Below are 17,342 nucleotides of genomic sequence, written 5' to 3' on the forward strand. Positions count from 1 at the left end.
CCTCAGGCCGTGACCACGACGTCGTCACCGACGACACGTACGGGATAGGTACGGATACTCCACTCCGGTTTCACCGGGGTGGTCCCCGTGGCCAGCTCGAACCCCCACTGATGCCACGGGCAGTAGATGAACTCTCCGTCGCGCACCATCACCGCGTCGCCGGGCACCGACTCGTCGACGACCGTGCGCCCGCGCGGCCGCCCCGCGCACAGCGGACCGCCCTCGTGCGGGCAGTAGTTGGCGATGGCGTAGAAGGTGCCGCCGACATTGAACACCCCCACCCCGTGCCGCCCGATGGGCACGACTTTCGAAGTGCCGGGCGGGATTTCGGCGACGGTGGCCACGACGTGCTCCCGGCCCTGCGCGAGGCGGGGCCGTTCCGGTTGGGCCGTCATCTAGAACACCCGCCGCTGGCCGTCGACGGCCGGGATCGACTCGGGCAGGTGATAGGTCTCGATGCCGTTGCGGAACATGACCCGTTCGCGGGCGGGCTCGGGCAGATGCTTGACCAGCCAGCGCGGATCGTCGAAGGTCCAGTGCGGATAGTCCGAGGAGTACAGCAGGATCTTCTCCGCCTCCATCCACTCGAACGCCCGCGTCAGCTCGGTCTTGTCCTCCGGATAGTCCAGCGGCTGGGTGGTGAAGCGGATGTGCTCCTTGACGTACTCCGACGGCTTGCGCTTGATCGTCGTCCACGCCTTGCGCTGTTCGTAGACGGCGTCCATCCGCCACATCAGCGGCAGGATCCAGGTGAACGCGTGCTCCACGAACACGATCCGCAGCGCCGGGAACGCGTCGAAGACGCCGTCGAAGATCAGGCTCATGATCTGATTGGCCGCCAGCAGCGAGTAGCTGACCATGAAATCGTGGTTGTAGCTGGGGAATCCGACCGGCGGCATGGGCATGGTCTCGTACGAGCCGCGGCTCAGATGACAGCTCACCACCAGATCGTGTTTCACCGCCGCCGCCCAGATCGGGTGGTACCGCGGATCGCCCCAGCTGGGCCGCGGCTCGGCCTTGATCAGGATCTGCGCCATGTACGGATGCCCGGCCCACTGCTCGATCTCGCGCACCGCGGCCACCGGATCGTCGATGGCCACGCAGATCGAGCCGCGCCAGCGCTGATGCCAGTTGTGCTTCGGATCGAGCCAGTGGTTGGCCAGCCAGTGATTGATGCCCGTCGCCAGCGCGCTGGTCGCCTCCGGCAGCCGGCACGCCTTGACCGTCGGCTCGAGGATGGCGATATCCGACCCCGCCTCCACGATCAGCTGCCGGAACGCCAATTCCGGGTCGCTGCCCGGGAATTCGCCGTCCGCGGGGAAGGTATCCACCCGCATGGCATAGGAGTGCGCGTAATCCGGGGCGTCGTAGACGATGGTGTCGCCGACCCGATGGCTGAGGAAGTACGCGCCACGCTGCGGCTCGGGAATGTACTCCACGAGCTCGCCGCGCCGCGGCACCGGATGCACGTCGGAGTCCACCACCCGCACGGGTACCAGCTCGGCACCCGAAACGCCCTGCCGGGCCGAGCCCCCGGGTGCCAGCTCGGGACCCGAAGCACCCTGGCGGGCCGAACCCCCGGATACCAGCTCCGGACCCGAAACACCCTGCCGGGCCGAGCCCCTGGGTGCCAGCTCGGGACCCGAAACACCTTGGCGGGCTGAGCCCCTGGGTGCCCGCTCGGGACCCGAAGCGCCCTGCCGGGCCGAGCCCCCGGGTACCAGCTCGGGACCCGAAGCACCCTGCCGGGCCGACCCCCCGGGTGCCGGATCGTGGGTGCGCCGATGGGCCAAGGTCATGGTCGTCCTCCCTCGGATGTCGTCAACGGGCCGCGGCCGTGGCGGGGATGTCGATGCCGTACAGGCGGGAAGCGTTGCGCCAGCACAGGTTCGCGCGCTGTTCGGCGGACAGGGCCGGGGGCAGCGCGGTGATGTCGGCGCAGTGCCAGTGTGGGTAACTGGATCCGAACATCACCGTGTCCTGCTTGCCGGTGAACGCGAACCACTCCGCGGCGAACTCGGCGTCCCCGGGACCGTCCAGGCCGCCGTGCACGAAATACACGTGGCCGGGCAGGTAGTCGCTGGGCATGCGCGGCGCCCACGGGGTCTGCTCGAGATGCGGCCGCCCGAAGGTGTCCATCCGCCACATGAACGGCGTCAGCAGATCCGCGCCGCCGTCGGCGAAGACGAACCGCAGGCCCGGCAGTCGCTCGAACACGCCCTCGGCGATCATGTTCATCAGGTGATAGACGTAGTTGAGGCCCATGAACCCGACGTACTGCTCATAGGTGCGGGTGTGCCCGGAAGGCGTGGGCGGCAAGGCGATCGACTCTCCGGTCTCGATGTGCGCGGCCACCGGCAGGCCCGCGGCCGCGGCCGCCTCCCACAACGGCCAGAACTGCGGTTTGCCGTACAGCTCGCGCGATTGCAGCGGCACCCCGAGCTGCACCACCCGCTCGTGCCCGCCCCAGCGCTCGACCTCGCGCAGCGCGCCGGGAATGTCCTCCGGATTGACCCGGATCGTGCCGCGGAAGCGGTCGCCGAACTCGGCGTGCTCGAGCCAGCGCGTCACCATCATCTCGTTGTGCGCGGCCAGCACCGCCGAGGTCAGATGCCGGTCGGGCAGGATGCCGCGCGTCATCGGATGCAGCACCGCCACATCCACACCGCGCTCGGCGAACAGCTGCCGGGCGACGAACGCCGGATCCGAACCCGGATAGCCCTTGTCCGGGCCGCGGGTGCCCTTCGCGTACTCCCCGCCTGGCGCCCCGTACCAATCCATCTCCGGATCGGGTATCCCGCGACTGGTGAACGGTTCGCGCAGGAAGCTCCGCAGGTCGCGGTTCGACGCGAAGAAGATGTGCACGCTCGCGTCGATCACCGGCAGGTCGGTGCCGTCGGACAGTCGGATCATCTGAAGTCTCTCGGTTGATCGAAATCTAATTCTCTCTGTATGAGAACATTACTCTCGGTGGTTCGGCCGGGCAAGCGCCGCCGCTGCGGCCGATCTCCGAGATTGCAGTATCGACCGTATGAGAATACGATTCTGTTCAACAGAGAATCGAGGTCTACACCGTGTCTTCGCAGCGGGAATCGCAGGTCACCTCCTGGGACACCGAGGTCGATGTCGCCGTGATCGGCAGCGGCGCAGCGGGTTTGACGGCGGCGCTGACGGCCGCGGTGGCCGGTGCGTCGGTGCTGGTGTGCGAGAAGGTGGCCACGGTCGGTGGCACCAGCGCTGTCTCCGGCGGCATCGCGTGGATCCCGGCGCACGACCGCTCACCCGATGGCCCGTTGACGGTGGCCGACGCGCTGAGTTATCTGCACGCCCAGTCGCTGGGCGCGATGGACGACGAACTGGTCGAGACATTCGTGCGCACGGGCGCGACGATGGTCGACTTCGTCGAGCGGCACAGCCCGCTGCGGTTCGAGATCGCCGCGGGCTTCCCCGACTACAAACCGGAGTTGCCGGGCGGGAAGCCGGGCGGCGGGCGGTCGCTGAGCCCGGTGGCCTTCGACCTGGTGCGGCTGGGGGAGTGGCGCGACCGCATCACCGCGTTCCCGCCGGACTGGAGCAATGTCGGGTTCGACGCCGAGACCCGGGCCCGGCTGCACACCGGGGTGACCTCGGAATCGGCCGATCTGTGCGTGGCCGGGACCGCGCTGGTGGCGAGCCTGCTGTCGGGGGTGCTCGCCGCCGGGGCCGAGATCCGCACGGGCGCGCGGGCGGTCGAGCTGATCGCCGCCGACGGTGTGATCGCGGGCGTCCGAATCGCCACGGCCACAGGCGAATCCACGATCCGCGCGCGCGGCGGTGTGGTGCTGGCGGCGGGCGGGTTCGAATGGGACGCGCGGTTGACCCAAACGTATCTGCGCGGCCCGATGCACGGCGCGGTGTCCCCGCCCAACAACACCGGCGACGCGTTGCGGATGGCGATGGCGCACGGCGCGGACCTGTCGACGATGGGCGAGGCGTGGTGGGTGCCGATCGTGCGGATTCCCGGCGACACCATCGACGGGCACCCGCGCAGCCGCAGCGTGCGGCTCGAGCGGACCCGGCCGCGCAGCATCATGGTCAATCGGGCGGGCAGGCGGTTCACCAACGAGGCCGGGGAGTACAACTCCATGGCCGGGGCCTTCCACTATCTCGACCCGAGGCACGGCTACGTCAACGATCCGGCGTGGATCGTGTTCGACGCCGAACATTTGCGCCGCTACGGTTTCCTCGGCATCGCACCCGGCGACGAGGTGCCCGAATGGTTCTGTGCCTCAAACGATCTCGCGGAGCTCGGGGCCAGAACGGGCATCGATCCCGACGGGCTACGGGCGACCGTGGAACGGTGGAACCGCGCGGTGGCGGCGGGGTCCGATCCCGACTTCGGCCGCGGCTCGAGCGCCTACGACGGGTATTGGGGCGACGAGCACGCCACCACCCTCGCGGGCCGCACCCTCGGCCCCCTCGACACCGCCCCCTACTACGCGGTCCCGGTGAGCGTGGGCGCGATGGGAACCAAGGGCGGGCCGCGCACCGATCGCGACGGCCGCGTGCTGCATGTGAACGGTTCGGTGATCGGCGGCCTGTTCGCGGCGGGCAACGCGATGGGCGGGCCGACCGGGCGGGCCTACGGCGGGGCGGGCGGAACCATCGGGCCCGCAATGGTTTTCGGGTACCGGGCCGGGCACGCGGCGGCGACCGGCAAATCGGTGGAGCCGTGAGCGCGGCGCGACGGGCGGACGGAGGAGGACAGTTGTCGGAGTACGAGAGCATCTGGAGCGATCTCCAGGGCGTGGCGTTCAGCCAGGGGTACCTGGACGTGGGCGGGGTGCGCACCCGCTACCTGCACGCCGGTGATCCCGCGCAGCCGTCGCTGGTGCTGCTGCACGGGTCGGGCGGGCACGCCGAGGCGTACGTGCGCAATCTGGCCGCGCACGCCGAGCACTTCGATACCTGGGCAATCGACATGCTGGGCCACGGGTACACCGGCAAGCCCGGTCATCCGCTCGAAATCGCTCACTACGTCGAGCATCTCATCGGTTTCCTCGATGTGATCGGCGCGGATCGCGCGCACATCAGCGGTGAGTCGCTGGGCGGGTGGGTGGCCGCCCGCGCGGCCGTGGACCATCCGAGCCGGGTGGATCGGCTGGTGCTCAACACCGCGGGCGGGTCGCAGGCGGACCCGGAGGTCATGGCGCGCATCGTGAATCTCTCGATGGCCGCGGTCTCGGATCCGACGTGGGAGACGGTGCAGGCGCGGATCAAGTGGCTGATGGCCGACAAGACCAAGGACTACGACGATCTGGTGGCCAGCAGGCAGCGCGTATACCGCCAGCCCGGCTTCGTGGCCGCCATGCGCGACATCATGGCATTGCAGGGCCCCGACATCCGGCAACGGAACCTGTTGGGCCCCAAGGAGTACGGCGCCATCACCGCGCCGACGCTGGTGCTGTGGACCAGTCACGATCCGACCGCCGACGTCGCCGAGGGCCGCCGGATCGCCTCGATGATCCCGGGCGCGCGCTTCGAGGTGATGTCCGACTGCGGGCACTGGCCGCAGTACGAGGACGCCGAGACCTTCGACGCCCTGCATCTGGGCTTCCTGCTGGGCGGCTGACATGACCGACACCGATGTCCTCATCGTCGGCGCGGGGCCGGTCGGCCTCACGCTGGCGAATATGCTCGGGATGTACGGCGTGCGCACCCGGGTGGTGGAGGAGCGCGCGACCCTCATCGACTATCCGCGCGGCGTCGGCCTGGACGACGAATCGCTGCGCACCTTCCAGGCCATCGGGCTCGCCGACGCGATCCTGCCGCACACCACGCCCGACCAGATCATGCGGTTCGTGGACGCGCGCCGCCGGTTGCTGGCCGAGATCGCGCCCAGCGACACCTCGTTCGGCTGGCCCAAGCGCAACGGGTTCGTACAGCCGCTGGTCGACGCGGAGCTACTGGCGGGGCTGAACCGGTTCGACAGCGTCGAGGTGGCCTGGTCGACGGCCATGACCGCCTGCGTGGACACCGGGGAGCACGTCCGGGTCGAATTGTCCACGGAGACAGGCATTTCCGTGACGACGGCGCGCTACGTCGTCGGCTGCGACGGCGGCCGCAGCGCCACCCGCAAACAGATGGGCGTCAGCTTCGACGGCACCACCTCCCCGACCCGCTGGCTGGTCATCGATCTCGCCACCGACCCACTGGGCCACCCCAATATCGAGGTCGCCGCCGATCCGGCGCGCCCCAATGTGTCGGTGTCGATCGCGCACGGCATCCGCCGGTTCGAATTCATGATCCACGACGACGAGACCGACGCGCAGGCCGAGGATCCGGAATTCGTGGCCGGGATGCTGGCCCCGCTGGTGCCGCATCCGGAACGGCTCGACATCATCCGCCGCCGCCTCTACACCCACCACTCCCGCATCGCGGGCGAATTCCGCAGGGGCCGTGTCCTTCTGGCGGGCGACGCCGCGCATCTGATGCCGGTGTGGCAGGGGCAGGGCTACAACAGCGGCATCCGCGACGCGGCGAATCTGGGCTGGAAGCTGGCAGCGGTGGTGACCGGCAAGGCCACCGACGCGCTGCTGGACAGCTACGACCTCGAGCGACGCAACCACGCGCGCGCCATGATCGACCTGTCCACGCTGGTGGGCCGGGTCATCTCGCCCACCGACCGCAGGGTGGCCGCCGCGCGCGACGCGCTGGTGCGGCTCGCGGCGGCGATTCCGCCGGTGAAGCGGTACGTGCTCGGGATGCGGTTCAAGCCGATGCCGCGCTACGACCGCGGCGCGGTCGTGCACACCTGGTCGCGGTCGCCGAAATCGGCGGTGGGCACGCTGTTCGTGCAGCCGCGGGTGGACACCCGCGAACACGCCGGGGTCCTGCTCGACGATGTGCTCGGCCCGTGGTTCACGGTGCTGTGCTGGAACAATCAGCCGCGCAGGCTGCTCGGCGAGGACGCCTTCGCGCGATGGAAGGCGTTGGGCGCCAAGTTCATTGCCGCCCGGCCGCAAGCACAGCTGCACTGGACCGAACAGGACGATCCCGATGTCGTCATCGTCGGCGACCGCACGGGCGCGCTCAAACGCTGGTTCGACGGACACGCCGACTCGGTGCTGTTCCTGCGCCCGGACCGCTGTATCGCGGGGGCGACCATCGCGCAACTCGCGCCGGACCTCGCCGCCGAACTCGCCGACACCCTCACGCTCACTCCGGGAGGTGACGATGCCGCTGGCCCTGTGCTGCGCCTCGCACAGCCCGCTTCTTGACCTCCCCGGGCCCGACCGCGACCTGCTCGACGATATCGAGCGGGCGCTGGCGGGGGCGGCGGAGTTCGTGCGCGACTTCGAACCCGAACTCGTGGTGACCTTTTCGCCCGATCACTACAACGGGTTCTTCTACCGGCTCATGCCGCCGTTCTGCGTCGGCCTCGCGGCCCGGGGCGTCGGCGACTACGGCACCCACTCCGGCCCGCTGCCCGTGCCCGCCGACGTGGCCGCCGATCTCGCCGAGTCGGTGCTCGCGGCCGGGGTCGATCTCGCGGTATCGATGGACATGGACGTCGACCACGGCACGGTGCAGCCGTTGCAACGGCTGCTCGGCGACGCGACCGCCGTGCCGGTGGTGCCGATCTTCGTCAATGCCGTTGCCGCGCCGCTGGGTCCGCTCGCCCGAGTGCGGGCGCTGGGCGCGGCGGTGGGGGAGTACCTGGCCGGGCTCGACCGGCGGGTGCTGGTGATCGGATCGGGCGGCCTGTCCCACGATCCGCCGGTGCCCACGCTGGCTACCGCCACCGGGCCGGTGCGCGACCGCATCCTGCACGGCGGGCCCATGACCGCCGAACGCCGTGCCGCCCGCCAGGAACAGGTCATCGCCGCCGCCCGCGAATTCGCCTCCGGCGCGGGACCTTCCCGGCCGCTCAACCCGGACTGGGACCGGCGGTTCCTCGACGTGATCGACGGCAACCGGCTGCCCGACCTCGACGCCTGGACCACCGCGGAGATCACCCGCGAGGCGGGCAACTCCGCCCACGAGATCCGCACCTGGATCGCGGCCTTCGCGGCCCTGGCGAGCCAGGGCCCCTACCGCACCATCCACCACTACTACCGACCCGCGCCCGCGCTCATCGCCGGATTCGCCCTGCGCACAGCGCTTCCCGAGCGGGACCGCACCGACCGGAGGCGAGTGTGACCCCCGAACCGAGCTTCGACCGGACCGTCGACGTCCTCGTCATCGGATCCGGCGGGGGCGGCCTGACCGCCGCCCTCACCGCCCGCGCCGCCGGGCTCGACACCCTCGTCGTCGAGAAGTCCCCGCGCTACGGCGGCTCCACCGCGCTGTCCGGCGGCGGTATCTGGGTGCCGGGCGCGCCCGCGCAGCGCCGCGACGGCTACACCCCGGACCCGGAGGCCGTGGTCGAGTACCTGAAGGCCATCACCCAGGGCCTGGTCACCGAGGAACGCCTGCGCGCCTACGTGGCCAAGGCCCCGGAGATGATGGAATTCCTCGAAAGCCAGAGCCGCTGGCTGGAATTCGTGTGGAAACCCGGCTACGCCGACTACTACCCCGAACTTCCCGGCGGCGACCCGCAGGGCAGCACCATCAATGTGCCGCCCATCGATCTGCGCGTCCTCGGCGAAGACGAGGAACTGCTGCTCGCCCCGCTCGCGCTCGCGCCGAAGGGAATCTGGCTGGGCCCCAAGGACCTTCGGTTGTTCTACCGGGTGCGGCAGTCCTGGCGCGGTAAGGCCGTGCTGGTGAAGCTGGTGTGGCGGATGTTCCGCGCCCGCGTGTTCGGCGACCGGATCGCCGCCATCGGGCAGTCGCTGGTGGCCCGGCTGCGACTCGCGTTGCGCGAGCACGACATTCCGCTGTGGCTCGACGCCCCGATGCTCGAGCTGATCACCGCCGAGGACGGGTCGGTCGTCGGCGCGGTCGTCGACAAGGAGGGCACCCGCCTGCGGGTGCGCGCCACCCGCGGGGTGATCCTCGCGACCGGCGGCTTCGACCACGATATGGCCTGGCGCAAGGAACTCGAACCGGTCATCGAACAGGACTGGAGTTTCGGCAATCCCGCGTCGATGGGCGACGGCATCCGCGCGGGCCAGCGGATCGGCGCGGACACCGACCTGATGGACGAGGCGTGGTGGTTCCCCGCCATCCAATGGCCCGACGGGCGCATGCAATTCATGCTCAACGAGCGCATGATGCCCGCCCAGTTCATCGTCAACGGCGCGGGCGAGCGGTACATCAACGAGGCCGCGCCCTACATGGACTTCGGGCACGCCATGCTCGCGGGCGAACGCACCGGGGTCCGGCACATCCCCAGCTGGCTCATCACCGACGCCCGCTCCTGGCACCGGTACGTCATCGCCGGACATCTGCCGCTGCCCAAGATCCCGTTCGCGCCGGTGCCCACGGGCCGGAAGATCCCCGCCCAGTGGCTCGAGTCCGGCGTGGTGAAGGCCGCGAACTCCTGGGAGGACCTCGCCGCGCAGATCGACGTGCCGCCGGATCGGTTGCGCGCCACCGCCGAACGCTTCGACCAACTCGCCCGCACGGGTCACGACGACGACTTCAACCGCGGCGACAGCGTCTACGACAACTACTACGGCGACCCCACCCTGCCCAACCCCAACCTGCGGCCGCTGGGCAAGCCGCCCTACTACGCATTCCGGATGGTGCTCGGCGACCTCGGCACCTCGGGCGGACTGCGCACCGACGAGCACGCCCGGGTCCTGCGCGCCGACGGTTCGGTGATCGAGGGACTGTACGCCACCGGCAACACCTCGGCCGCGGTCATGGGCCGCAGCTACGCCGGCGCGGGCGCCACCATCGGCCCCGCCATGACCTTCGGATACATAGCGGCCCAGCACATTTCGGACTCCCACGGAGGAAACCAATGAAGATATCCCTGTTCTACGAATTCGCGCTGCCGCGGCCGTGGGTGCCCGAGGACGAACACGAGATGTTCCGCGACGGCCTCGACGAGGTGGAGGCCGCCGACAAGGCGGGCTTCGCCACCGTCTGGCTGACCGAACACCACTTCCTGGAGGAGTACTGCCACTCCACCGCCCCGGAGATGTTCCTGGCCGCGGCGAGCCAGCGCACCGAGGACATTCGGCTCGGATTCGGCGTCATGCACCTGCCGCCCGCGATCAACCATCCCGCCCGTGTCGCCGAGCGCGTCGCCACCCTGGACCTGATCTCGAACGGGCGGGTGGAGTTCGGCACCGGCGAATCGTCGTCGGTCGGTGAACTCGGCGGATTCAATATCGACCCGGCCGACAAGCGCGGGCAGTGGGAGGAGGCGCTCGACGTCGCCATCCGCTGCATGATCGAGGAGCCGTTCACCGGGTTCAAGGGCGAACACATCGAAATGCCCGCCCGCAACGTGATTCCCAAGCCGTACCAGCGCCCGCATCCGCCGGTGTGGGTGGCGTGCACCCGGCCGTCGTCGGTGCAGATGGCCGCGCAGAAGGGTATCGGCGCGCTCAGCTTCGCGTATACCGGGCCCGGCCCGCTCGGCGACCGCGTGCGTGGGTACTACCAGGAGTTCGAGGACAAGGCCGCGCCGACCATCCCGCAGATCAATCCGAACATCCTCGCCATCGGCGGCGATCTGTCGATGATGGTGGCGCCCACCGACGAACAGGCCGTCCAGCGGCTCGGCGTCGGCGGCGGGTTCTTCTCCTTCGGGATCATGCACTACTACATGACCGGTCAGCACACCCCCGGTCGCACCGGTGTCTGGGAGCGCTACCTCGACGCGGTGAAAGAGGACGAGACGCTGGCCTACGGTCCCGGCCGCGGCGCGATCGGCTCGCCCGACACCGTGCGCGAATTCCTGCGCAGCTACGAGGAGAGCGGGGTCGACGAGATCATCCTGCTGCTCAACCCGCGCAGCCACGAGGCCACGATGGAATCCATCGAGCTCATGGGCAAGCACGTGCTGCCGGAGTTCATCGAACGCGACGCGAAGGCCGTGGCGGACAAGGCGAAACGGCTCGAACCGGTCATCGAGAAGGTCGAGAAGCGCCGCAGGCCGCTGCCCTCCCCCGAGTTCGACGAGACCTACGCCTTCGGCGGGCTGCCCACCGGACGCGGCGGCAAGTTCACCGCCAGCGAGATCCCCGAGGCCATGGCCGAGATCAACGAGGGACGCGTACAGGCCGCCCAGCGGCTCAAGGACGAACAGCAGCAGTAGGCGAGAACGAGGATGCCCGCGGTGGAACGCATCGATGAACTCTGGCGGTACGACGGCCGACGCGTCGTGGTGACCGGCTGTTCCTCGGGGATCGGCGCGCAGGTGGCGCGTCAGGTCCGGGAACTGGGCGGCGAGGTGATCGGCCTGGATCGCGCCGACCCCGACCTCGCGCTCGACGCGTTCCACCGCGTGGATCTGACCGACACCGACTCCATCGATCGCGCGGTGGCCGCGATCGGCGGGGTGGTGGACGCGCTGTTCAATGTGGCCGGGGTGTCCTCGGGCATCGGCGATCCGCTGCGGGTGGTGGCGATCAACTTCCTCGGTATGCGGTACTGCGCCGAATCACTCTGGGCGGCAATGGGTTCCGGAGGCACCATCGCGAGCGTCTCCTCGCTCGCGGCCGCGGGTTACCTCGAGCACCGCGACCAGTCCGAGGGCCTGCTCGCCACCACCGGCCTCGCGGACGGAATCGACTGGTGCCGTGCGCATCCCGAGGCGATCGCCGACGGCGGCTACCGGCTGTCGAAGGAGGCGATCATCCACTACACCATGCGCCACGCCGTCCCGCTCGGGGCGCGTGGCATCCGGATCAACTGCACCGCACCGGGAGTCACCGAGACGCCCATCCTGGACCAGCTGCGCTCGGCCTACGGCCAGGACTATCTCGACACCATCCCCAAACCGCTGGGCCGCGTCTCCACCCCGGCCGAGCAGGCGGCGGTGCTGGTGTTCCTCAACAGCCGGGCCGCGAGCTACATCACCGGCCAGGTGGTGTGGGTCGACGGGGGGAACACGGCCGCCCGCATCGCGGGGGCGGCCGCCGCAAGCTCCGAAGGGAAACGATAGTGGCCGATCTGACAGATTTCCGGCGCGTCGCCGAGCGGGTGCGCAACTGGGGCCGCTGGGGCGCGGCCGACGAACTCGGCACGCTCAATTTCATCACCGCCGAGAAGGTCGCCGCGGCGGCGGGTCTGGTCCGGCACGGGAAGGTGTTCCCGCTGGGCGTGGACTTCGGCTCGAACGGCCCGCAGGGCGCGTTCCAGTTCCGGCACAACCCCGTGCACGTGATGACCGTGGACGGCGGGGACGCGCGGACGCTGGCCGAGTACGGGCCGAAGTGGTTGCGCAACAGCGTCGCTCGCGAACTGAGCGGATTCTTCGCCGACAACCCGTTCCGGTTCAACGACGATCTGATCATCATGCCGTTGCAGGCGGCCACCCAGTGGGACGCGCTGTCGCACGTGTACTACGAGGAGCAGCTGTACAACGGGTTCCCGGCGAGTTCGGTCACCAGCCTGGGCGCGGTGCACTGCGGCATCGACAAGGTCGACGGCAAGGGCATCACCACCCGCGGCGTGCTGCTCGATCTGGTCCGCCACCGCGGAGCCGAAACGTTCCTCGCCGCAGGCGAACCCATCACCCCCGACGAACTCGACGAGGTGGCCCGCGCCCAGGGCGTCGAGGTCGGCACCGGCGACATCGTGCTCATCCGCACCGGCTGGTGGGCGCGGTTCCAGGAGGCCGGGGACGGTTCCGAACCGTACTCGGGGCTGGACTGGCGGTGCGCGACGTGGCTGCACGAACGCGAGGTCGCCGCAGTGGCCGCCGACAATCTGATGGTCGAGGACCCGGTGTCCGGCGTGGACGGCACCTTCCTGCCGATGCACATGCTCTGCCTGCGCGATATGGGCCTGATGCTCGGCGAGTACTGGGACCTGACCGCGCTGGCCGCCGACTGCGCCGCGGACGGCGTCTACGAATTCCAGTTGATCGCACCGCCGTTGCGCGTGGTGGGCGCGGTCGGCTCACCGATCAACCCCCTCGCCATCAAGTAGATGCGCGACCCGGAGGAAGCACGAGGTACCGGCATGACCGTGAGCACCACACCGGCGGCCGTCGGCGACGCCACCGACCGCGACGAGCGCCCGTTCGTCGTCGGCGTCGGCGGCACGCTGCGATCGGGCTCGTCCACCGAACGCGCGCTGCGCCACTGCCTTTCGGTGGCCGAGCGCCTGGGCGCGCGCACGGCGGTGTTCAGCGGTCCCGACATCAACCTGCCGATGTACAACCCGCACGACACCGCGCGCACCCCCGCCGCGACCGCCCTGGTCGAGGCCCTGCGCGCGGCCGACGCCGTGGTGATCGGCTCACCCGGATACCACGGCGGCATCTCCGGTCTGGTGAAGAACGCGCTGGACTACATCGAGGATCTGCGCGGCGACCCGGTGGTGTATCTGGACAACAAGCCGTGGGGCTGCATCACCTGCGCCTACGGCTGGCAGGCGGCGGTGGGCACGCTGGGGCAGCTGCGGGTCATCGGGCACGCGCTGCGCGCCTGGCCGACGCCGCTGGGGGTGGCGATCAACTCCGCCGATCCCGTGTGGGACGCCGAGGGCACGCTGGTCGACTCCACGGTCAACGCCCAACTCGAACTGCTCGCGGCGCAGGTGCTGTCCTTCGCCCGCGCGGGCGGGGCCCGGTCGTGACCGCCGTCGCCGCCGCCCTCGCCGAAGTGCGTTCGCGCGGCATGGTTCTCGTGCTCGCCGCGGACGGGCGGCACGGGCAGCTGGTGACGGCGGCCGAACACGCTCCCGCGGACGCGATCGAGGCCGCGGATCTGCTCGGCGAGGGCTCCCGCGCGCTGCTGGTGCGGGTGCCGGTGGCGGCGGAATCGCTGCACGCCATTCGCGCGCAGGGCTTCCCGACGATCACGACCGCGGACCTCGCCGATCACCGGGACCGCGAGCTGGCCCGGGTGCGCCGCCACGGCGCGGCGCGAGTACCGTTGCCGCCCGGAAGTTTCCGGGCCATCGGATTCGTCGACGGCCTCGGCCGCGAACACGTCGCCTTCGTCCACGGCGACCCGGAGTCGGCCCCCGCCCCGCTGGTACGGCTGCACGGGGAATGCCTGCTCGGCGACGTGCTCGGCTCGGCGCTGTGCGACTGCCGCGCGAACCTGCGCGGCGCCCTGGATCGGATCGCCCGCGCGGGCTGCGGTGTCCTGGTCTACGTGCGTGCCCAGCGCGAGGCGATCCGCACAGCCCTGAACGCTGGGGCGCAGCGACATTCGCTCACCGCCCTCGATCGCTATGTGGCCGCGGCCATCCTGACCGACCTCGGCCTGCGCACAATCCGGCTGGCGGTGACCGGGACCGAACCCGACCCCGAGGGCGTGCGGATCGTGGACCGCGTGCCGCTGCCCGGCGGCGCGTGGACGTGGCCGGACGACGCCATGGGGAGCGCGTCGTGAGCGCGCGGCGGACACTCGTGGTGGACGGGCTGGTCACCGGATATCTGGAGGCCGGTGCGGGGGAGCCAGTGGTGTTGCTGCACGGCGGGGAGTTCGGCTGCGACGCCGAGATCGCATGGGAGCACACCATCGACGCGCTGGCCGGGCGATACCGCGTGCTCGCGCCGGACATGCTCGGGTTCGGGGCCTCGGCCAAGGTGGTGGACTTCACCGACGGGCGGGGGCTGCGGATCCGGCATCTCGCGCGGTGGCTGGCCGTGCTCGGGGTGAATTCGGCGCATTTCGTGGGCAATTCGATGGGGGCGATCAATCTGCTGGTCGACGCGACCGCCGCACGACCGCGACTGCCGATGCGGAGCCTGGTCGCGCTGTGCGGCGGGGGGACCATCCAGCAGAACGAGCACATGCGGGCGCTCTACGACTACGACGCCACCCTGCCCGCCATGCGGCGCATCGTGACGGCCTTGTTCCATTCGCCGTCGTTCCCCGGCGACGAGCGGTACGTGGAACGCCGCTACCGGTCCAGTATCGCGCCGGGCGCGTGGGAGGCCTTGGCGGCGGCCCGATTTCGCCGTCCCGAGGCCGACGCGCCGCCCGCGCCGTCGAGCGAGCGCGCCTACCACCGCATCACGGTGCCGGTGCTGCTGGTCGAGGGCGAACGGGACAAATTGCTGCCGCCGGGCTGGGCGGCCGAGATCGCCAAGCAGATCCCCGACGGGCGCGCCGAGGTAATCCCGGACGCGGGGCATTGCCCGCAGATCGAACAGCCGGGGGTCGTGAACCGGCTGCTGCTGGGCTTCCTCGACGAACACTCAGGAAAGGAATCGACCTCATGAGCGAGGAACTGGCGGGCAAGGTCGCCATCGTCACCGGGGGCGCCGCCGGGATCGGCCGCGCCACGGTCGCCCGGTTCGTCGCCGCCGGGGCGCGCGTCGTCGTGGGCGATATCGACGCCGAGGCGGGCGCGGAATCGATTGCCGCTTACGGTGATTCGGCGGTGTTCCGGCGCGTCGACGTGGCCGATCCGGAGCAGCTGGAGGCGCTCGTCGACGTGGCGGTGCGGACCTTCGGCGGGCTGGACGTGCTGTGCAACAACGCCGGGATGTCGGGCACCATGCACAAGACCTTCCTCGACGACGACCTCGGCGACTTCCACCGGGTGCTGAGCGTCAACCTGCTCAGCGTCATGGCCGGAACCCGCCTCGCCGCCCGGCACATGGCCGACCACGGCGGCGGCTCGATCGTCAACGTGTCCTCCATCGGCGGCATCCAGGCCGGGGGCGGGGTGCAGTGCTACCGCGTGTCCAAGGCCGCGGTCATCCACTTCACCAAATCCGCCGCGATCGAGCTGGCGCGCCACGACATTCGCGTCAACTGCATCGCGCCCGGCAACATCCCCACCGGCTTCCTCGCCGCGTCGGCCACCCGGATGCGCTCGGAGGTCAGCGAGCGATTCGAGGCGGCCGTGCGCGAATCCATGCGCGCCGACCGGCCGCTGGCCCGCGAGGGCACCCCCGAGGACGTGGCCGAGGTCGCGGAGTACTTCGCCAGCGACCGGTCCCGCTACGTCACCGGCACCGTGCTGCCGATCGACGGCGGGATCACCGCCGGAAAACCATTGCGCCCCTTGCCCAAACCGGACGGCCGGGTCGCCGCGACGACGGAGCGGTCGTGAGCCGCGTCCGCCGCACCGGCGTCCTCGTCGTCGGCGCCTCCGCCGCCGGGCTGGCGACGGTCGAGGCGCTGCGCCGCGACGGCTACCGCGACCCGATCACCCTGCTCGGCGCGGAACCGCACCTGCCCTACGACCGGCCGCCGCTGTCCAAGCAGATCCTGTCGCGGACCTGGCGACCCGAACGGACCCTGCTGCGCGCGCCCCGGCTGCTCGCCGACCTCGAGATCGACCTCGTGCTCGGAAACCCCGCGCTCGCACTGGATTCCGCGACCCGCACCGTCGCGACCGCGACCGGGCCGATCACCGCCGAGCACATCGTGATCGCCACCGGCGCCCGCCCGCGCACCCTGCCCGGCGCGATCGAGCCGGCCGGGGTGCACGTGCTGCGCACCCTGGACGACGCGCTCGCCCTGCGCGACGGCCTGACCCGCGCCCGGCGCGTGGTGGTGGTCGGCGAAGGCGTGCTGGGCGCCGAGATCGCCGCCACCGCACGGCGACTCGGGCACGAGGTCACCATGACCGGGTTGCAGCACGCCCCGATGGCGAACCAGCTCGGGGACCTCGCCGCCGGGAAACTGGCCGAGCTGCACACGGACAACGGCGTCCGGTTGCGGCTCGGTGCGGGCGTCCGGAACCTCACCGCCCGCAACGGCGCGGTCACCGGGGTGGTTCTGGACTCCGCGGGCGGTGCGGAGACGGTGCCCGCCGATCTCGTGGTCATCGCGATCGGCGCGGCACCCGTCACCGACTGGCTCGTCGGCAGCGGGCTGCGGCTGGATCGCGGCGTCGTCTGCGACGCGCGGTGCCGCGCCGCCGAGAACATCTGGGCGGCAGGCGATGTCACGCGCTGGCACCATCCGGCCGTGGGCGGGGGCTGCCATCTGGAGAACCGCACCAACGCCACCACCCAGGCGCAACTGGTGGCCGCCAACATCCTGGGCGCGGACCGGGCCTACCAGCCCGTCCCGTACTTCTGGACCGATCAGTACGACACCAAGGTCCAGGTGCACGGGATCATCCCGCCGGACGCCCGCGCCGTCGTGGTCGAGGGCGATCCGGCGGCCGGGCGGTTCGTCGCCCGCTTCGACCGTGCCGACGGCGCACCCGTCGCGGTGCTCGGCTGGAACATGCCCAAACAGGTAGCCGCGCACCGGCGTTCGCTGATCGGCACATTCGAGGTCCACGCGCCCGCGTACGCCCCGTAGAAGGAGGGTTCG

General features: G+C 70.6%; 16 protein-coding genes. 13 read left to right on the forward strand and 3 right to left on the reverse strand.

All coding sequences use genetic code 11. The features are described from left to right. Positions 1-2: 2 nt before the first annotated feature. The 3 genes from ACWDSJ_RS11395 to ACWDSJ_RS11405 all read right to left on the reverse strand — a co-directional run bounded on the left by ACWDSJ_RS11395 (position 3) and on the right by ACWDSJ_RS11405 (position 2,913). On the reverse strand, positions 3-395 hold the full coding sequence (locus ACWDSJ_RS11395) for a Rieske (2Fe-2S) protein (RefSeq protein WP_450031230.1): 393 nt from the start codon (positions 393-395) through the stop codon (positions 3-5). Beyond that, entirely contained in the window at positions 396-1,490 is a 1,095-nt protein-coding gene (locus tag ACWDSJ_RS11400) for an amidohydrolase family protein (RefSeq protein ID WP_450031231.1), read from the reverse strand. Positions 1,491-1,821: 331 nt separating this feature from the next. Continuing rightward, positions 1,822-2,913, reverse strand: coding sequence for an amidohydrolase family protein (locus ACWDSJ_RS11405; RefSeq protein WP_450031233.1), 1,092 nt, complete (start codon positions 2,911-2,913; stop codon positions 1,822-1,824). Between the two features lie 161 nt (positions 2,914-3,074). Here ACWDSJ_RS11405 and ACWDSJ_RS11410 point away from each other — a divergent pair, with 161 nt between their 5' ends. Genes ACWDSJ_RS11410 through ACWDSJ_RS11470 form a run of 13 tightly spaced genes read left to right on the forward strand, consistent with a single transcriptional unit; the run spans position 3,075 to position 17,330 of the window. Further along, positions 3,075-4,715 carry an FAD-dependent oxidoreductase gene (locus ACWDSJ_RS11410; protein WP_450031235.1) on the forward strand — a complete coding sequence of 547 codons (1,641 nt, stop codon included), beginning with the start codon at positions 3,075-3,077 and terminating at the stop codon, positions 4,713-4,715. A gap of 32 nt (positions 4,716-4,747) precedes the next feature. Further along, positions 4,748-5,611 carry an alpha/beta fold hydrolase gene (locus ACWDSJ_RS11415; protein ID WP_450031237.1) on the forward strand — a complete coding sequence of 288 codons (864 nt, stop codon included), beginning with the start codon at positions 4,748-4,750 and terminating at the stop codon, positions 5,609-5,611. A gap of 1 nt (position 5,612) precedes the next feature. Then, positions 5,613-7,259 carry a bifunctional 3-(3-hydroxy-phenyl)propionate/3-hydroxycinnamic acid hydroxylase gene (locus tag ACWDSJ_RS11420; RefSeq protein WP_450031239.1) on the forward strand — a complete coding sequence of 549 codons (1,647 nt, stop codon included), beginning with the start codon at positions 5,613-5,615 and terminating at the stop codon, positions 7,257-7,259. Beyond that, a complete protein-coding gene (locus tag ACWDSJ_RS11425; protein WP_450031241.1) occupies positions 7,216-8,181 on the forward strand; it encodes a 3-carboxyethylcatechol 2,3-dioxygenase in 966 nt (321 codons plus the stop codon). Before ACWDSJ_RS11420 ends, ACWDSJ_RS11425 begins: the two co-directional genes overlap by 44 nt. Beyond that, complete coding sequence (locus ACWDSJ_RS11430) at positions 8,178-9,896, forward strand: FAD-binding protein (RefSeq protein WP_450031242.1); 1,719 nt, start codon at positions 8,178-8,180, stop codon at positions 9,894-9,896. Before ACWDSJ_RS11425 ends, ACWDSJ_RS11430 begins: the two co-directional genes overlap by 4 nt. Continuing rightward, complete coding sequence (locus ACWDSJ_RS11435; RefSeq protein ID WP_450031244.1) at positions 9,893-11,197, forward strand: LLM class flavin-dependent oxidoreductase; 1,305 nt, start codon at positions 9,893-9,895, stop codon at positions 11,195-11,197. Before ACWDSJ_RS11430 ends, ACWDSJ_RS11435 begins: the two co-directional genes overlap by 4 nt. A gap of 21 nt (positions 11,198-11,218) precedes the next feature. After that, the gene (locus ACWDSJ_RS11440) at positions 11,219-12,046 is read left to right on the forward strand and encodes a coniferyl-alcohol dehydrogenase (RefSeq protein ID WP_450031246.1); all 828 of its coding nucleotides are present in this window, start codon (positions 11,219-11,221) and stop codon (positions 12,044-12,046) included. After that, positions 12,046-13,035 (forward strand): cyclase family protein, encoded by a 990-nt coding sequence (locus tag ACWDSJ_RS11445; RefSeq protein WP_387360342.1) that lies wholly within the window; start codon positions 12,046-12,048, stop codon positions 13,033-13,035. Before ACWDSJ_RS11440 ends, ACWDSJ_RS11445 begins: the two co-directional genes overlap by 1 nt. Before the next feature lie 33 nt (positions 13,036-13,068). Then, the gene (locus ACWDSJ_RS11450) at positions 13,069-13,686 is read left to right on the forward strand and encodes an NADPH-dependent FMN reductase (RefSeq protein WP_450031248.1); all 618 of its coding nucleotides are present in this window, start codon (positions 13,069-13,071) and stop codon (positions 13,684-13,686) included. Continuing rightward, positions 13,683-14,450 (forward strand): hypothetical protein, encoded by a 768-nt coding sequence (locus ACWDSJ_RS11455; protein ID WP_450031250.1) that lies wholly within the window; start codon positions 13,683-13,685, stop codon positions 14,448-14,450. Before ACWDSJ_RS11450 ends, ACWDSJ_RS11455 begins: the two co-directional genes overlap by 4 nt. Further along, positions 14,447-15,286: an alpha/beta fold hydrolase gene (locus tag ACWDSJ_RS11460; protein WP_450031252.1), complete on the forward strand. Its 840-nt coding sequence runs from the start codon at positions 14,447-14,449 to the stop codon at positions 15,284-15,286. The genes ACWDSJ_RS11455 and ACWDSJ_RS11460 overlap by 4 nt, the downstream gene beginning before the upstream one ends. Then, positions 15,283-16,125, forward strand: a complete 843-nt coding sequence (locus tag ACWDSJ_RS11465; RefSeq protein ID WP_450031254.1) for an SDR family NAD(P)-dependent oxidoreductase — start codon at positions 15,283-15,285, stop codon at positions 16,123-16,125. The genes ACWDSJ_RS11460 and ACWDSJ_RS11465 overlap by 4 nt, the downstream gene beginning before the upstream one ends. Beyond that, positions 16,122-17,330, forward strand: a complete 1,209-nt coding sequence (locus ACWDSJ_RS11470; protein WP_450031256.1) for an NAD(P)/FAD-dependent oxidoreductase — start codon at positions 16,122-16,124, stop codon at positions 17,328-17,330. The genes ACWDSJ_RS11465 and ACWDSJ_RS11470 overlap by 4 nt, the downstream gene beginning before the upstream one ends. Positions 17,331-17,342: the final 12 nt, after the last annotated feature.

The organism is Nocardia sp. NPDC003482 (assembly GCF_053588115.1).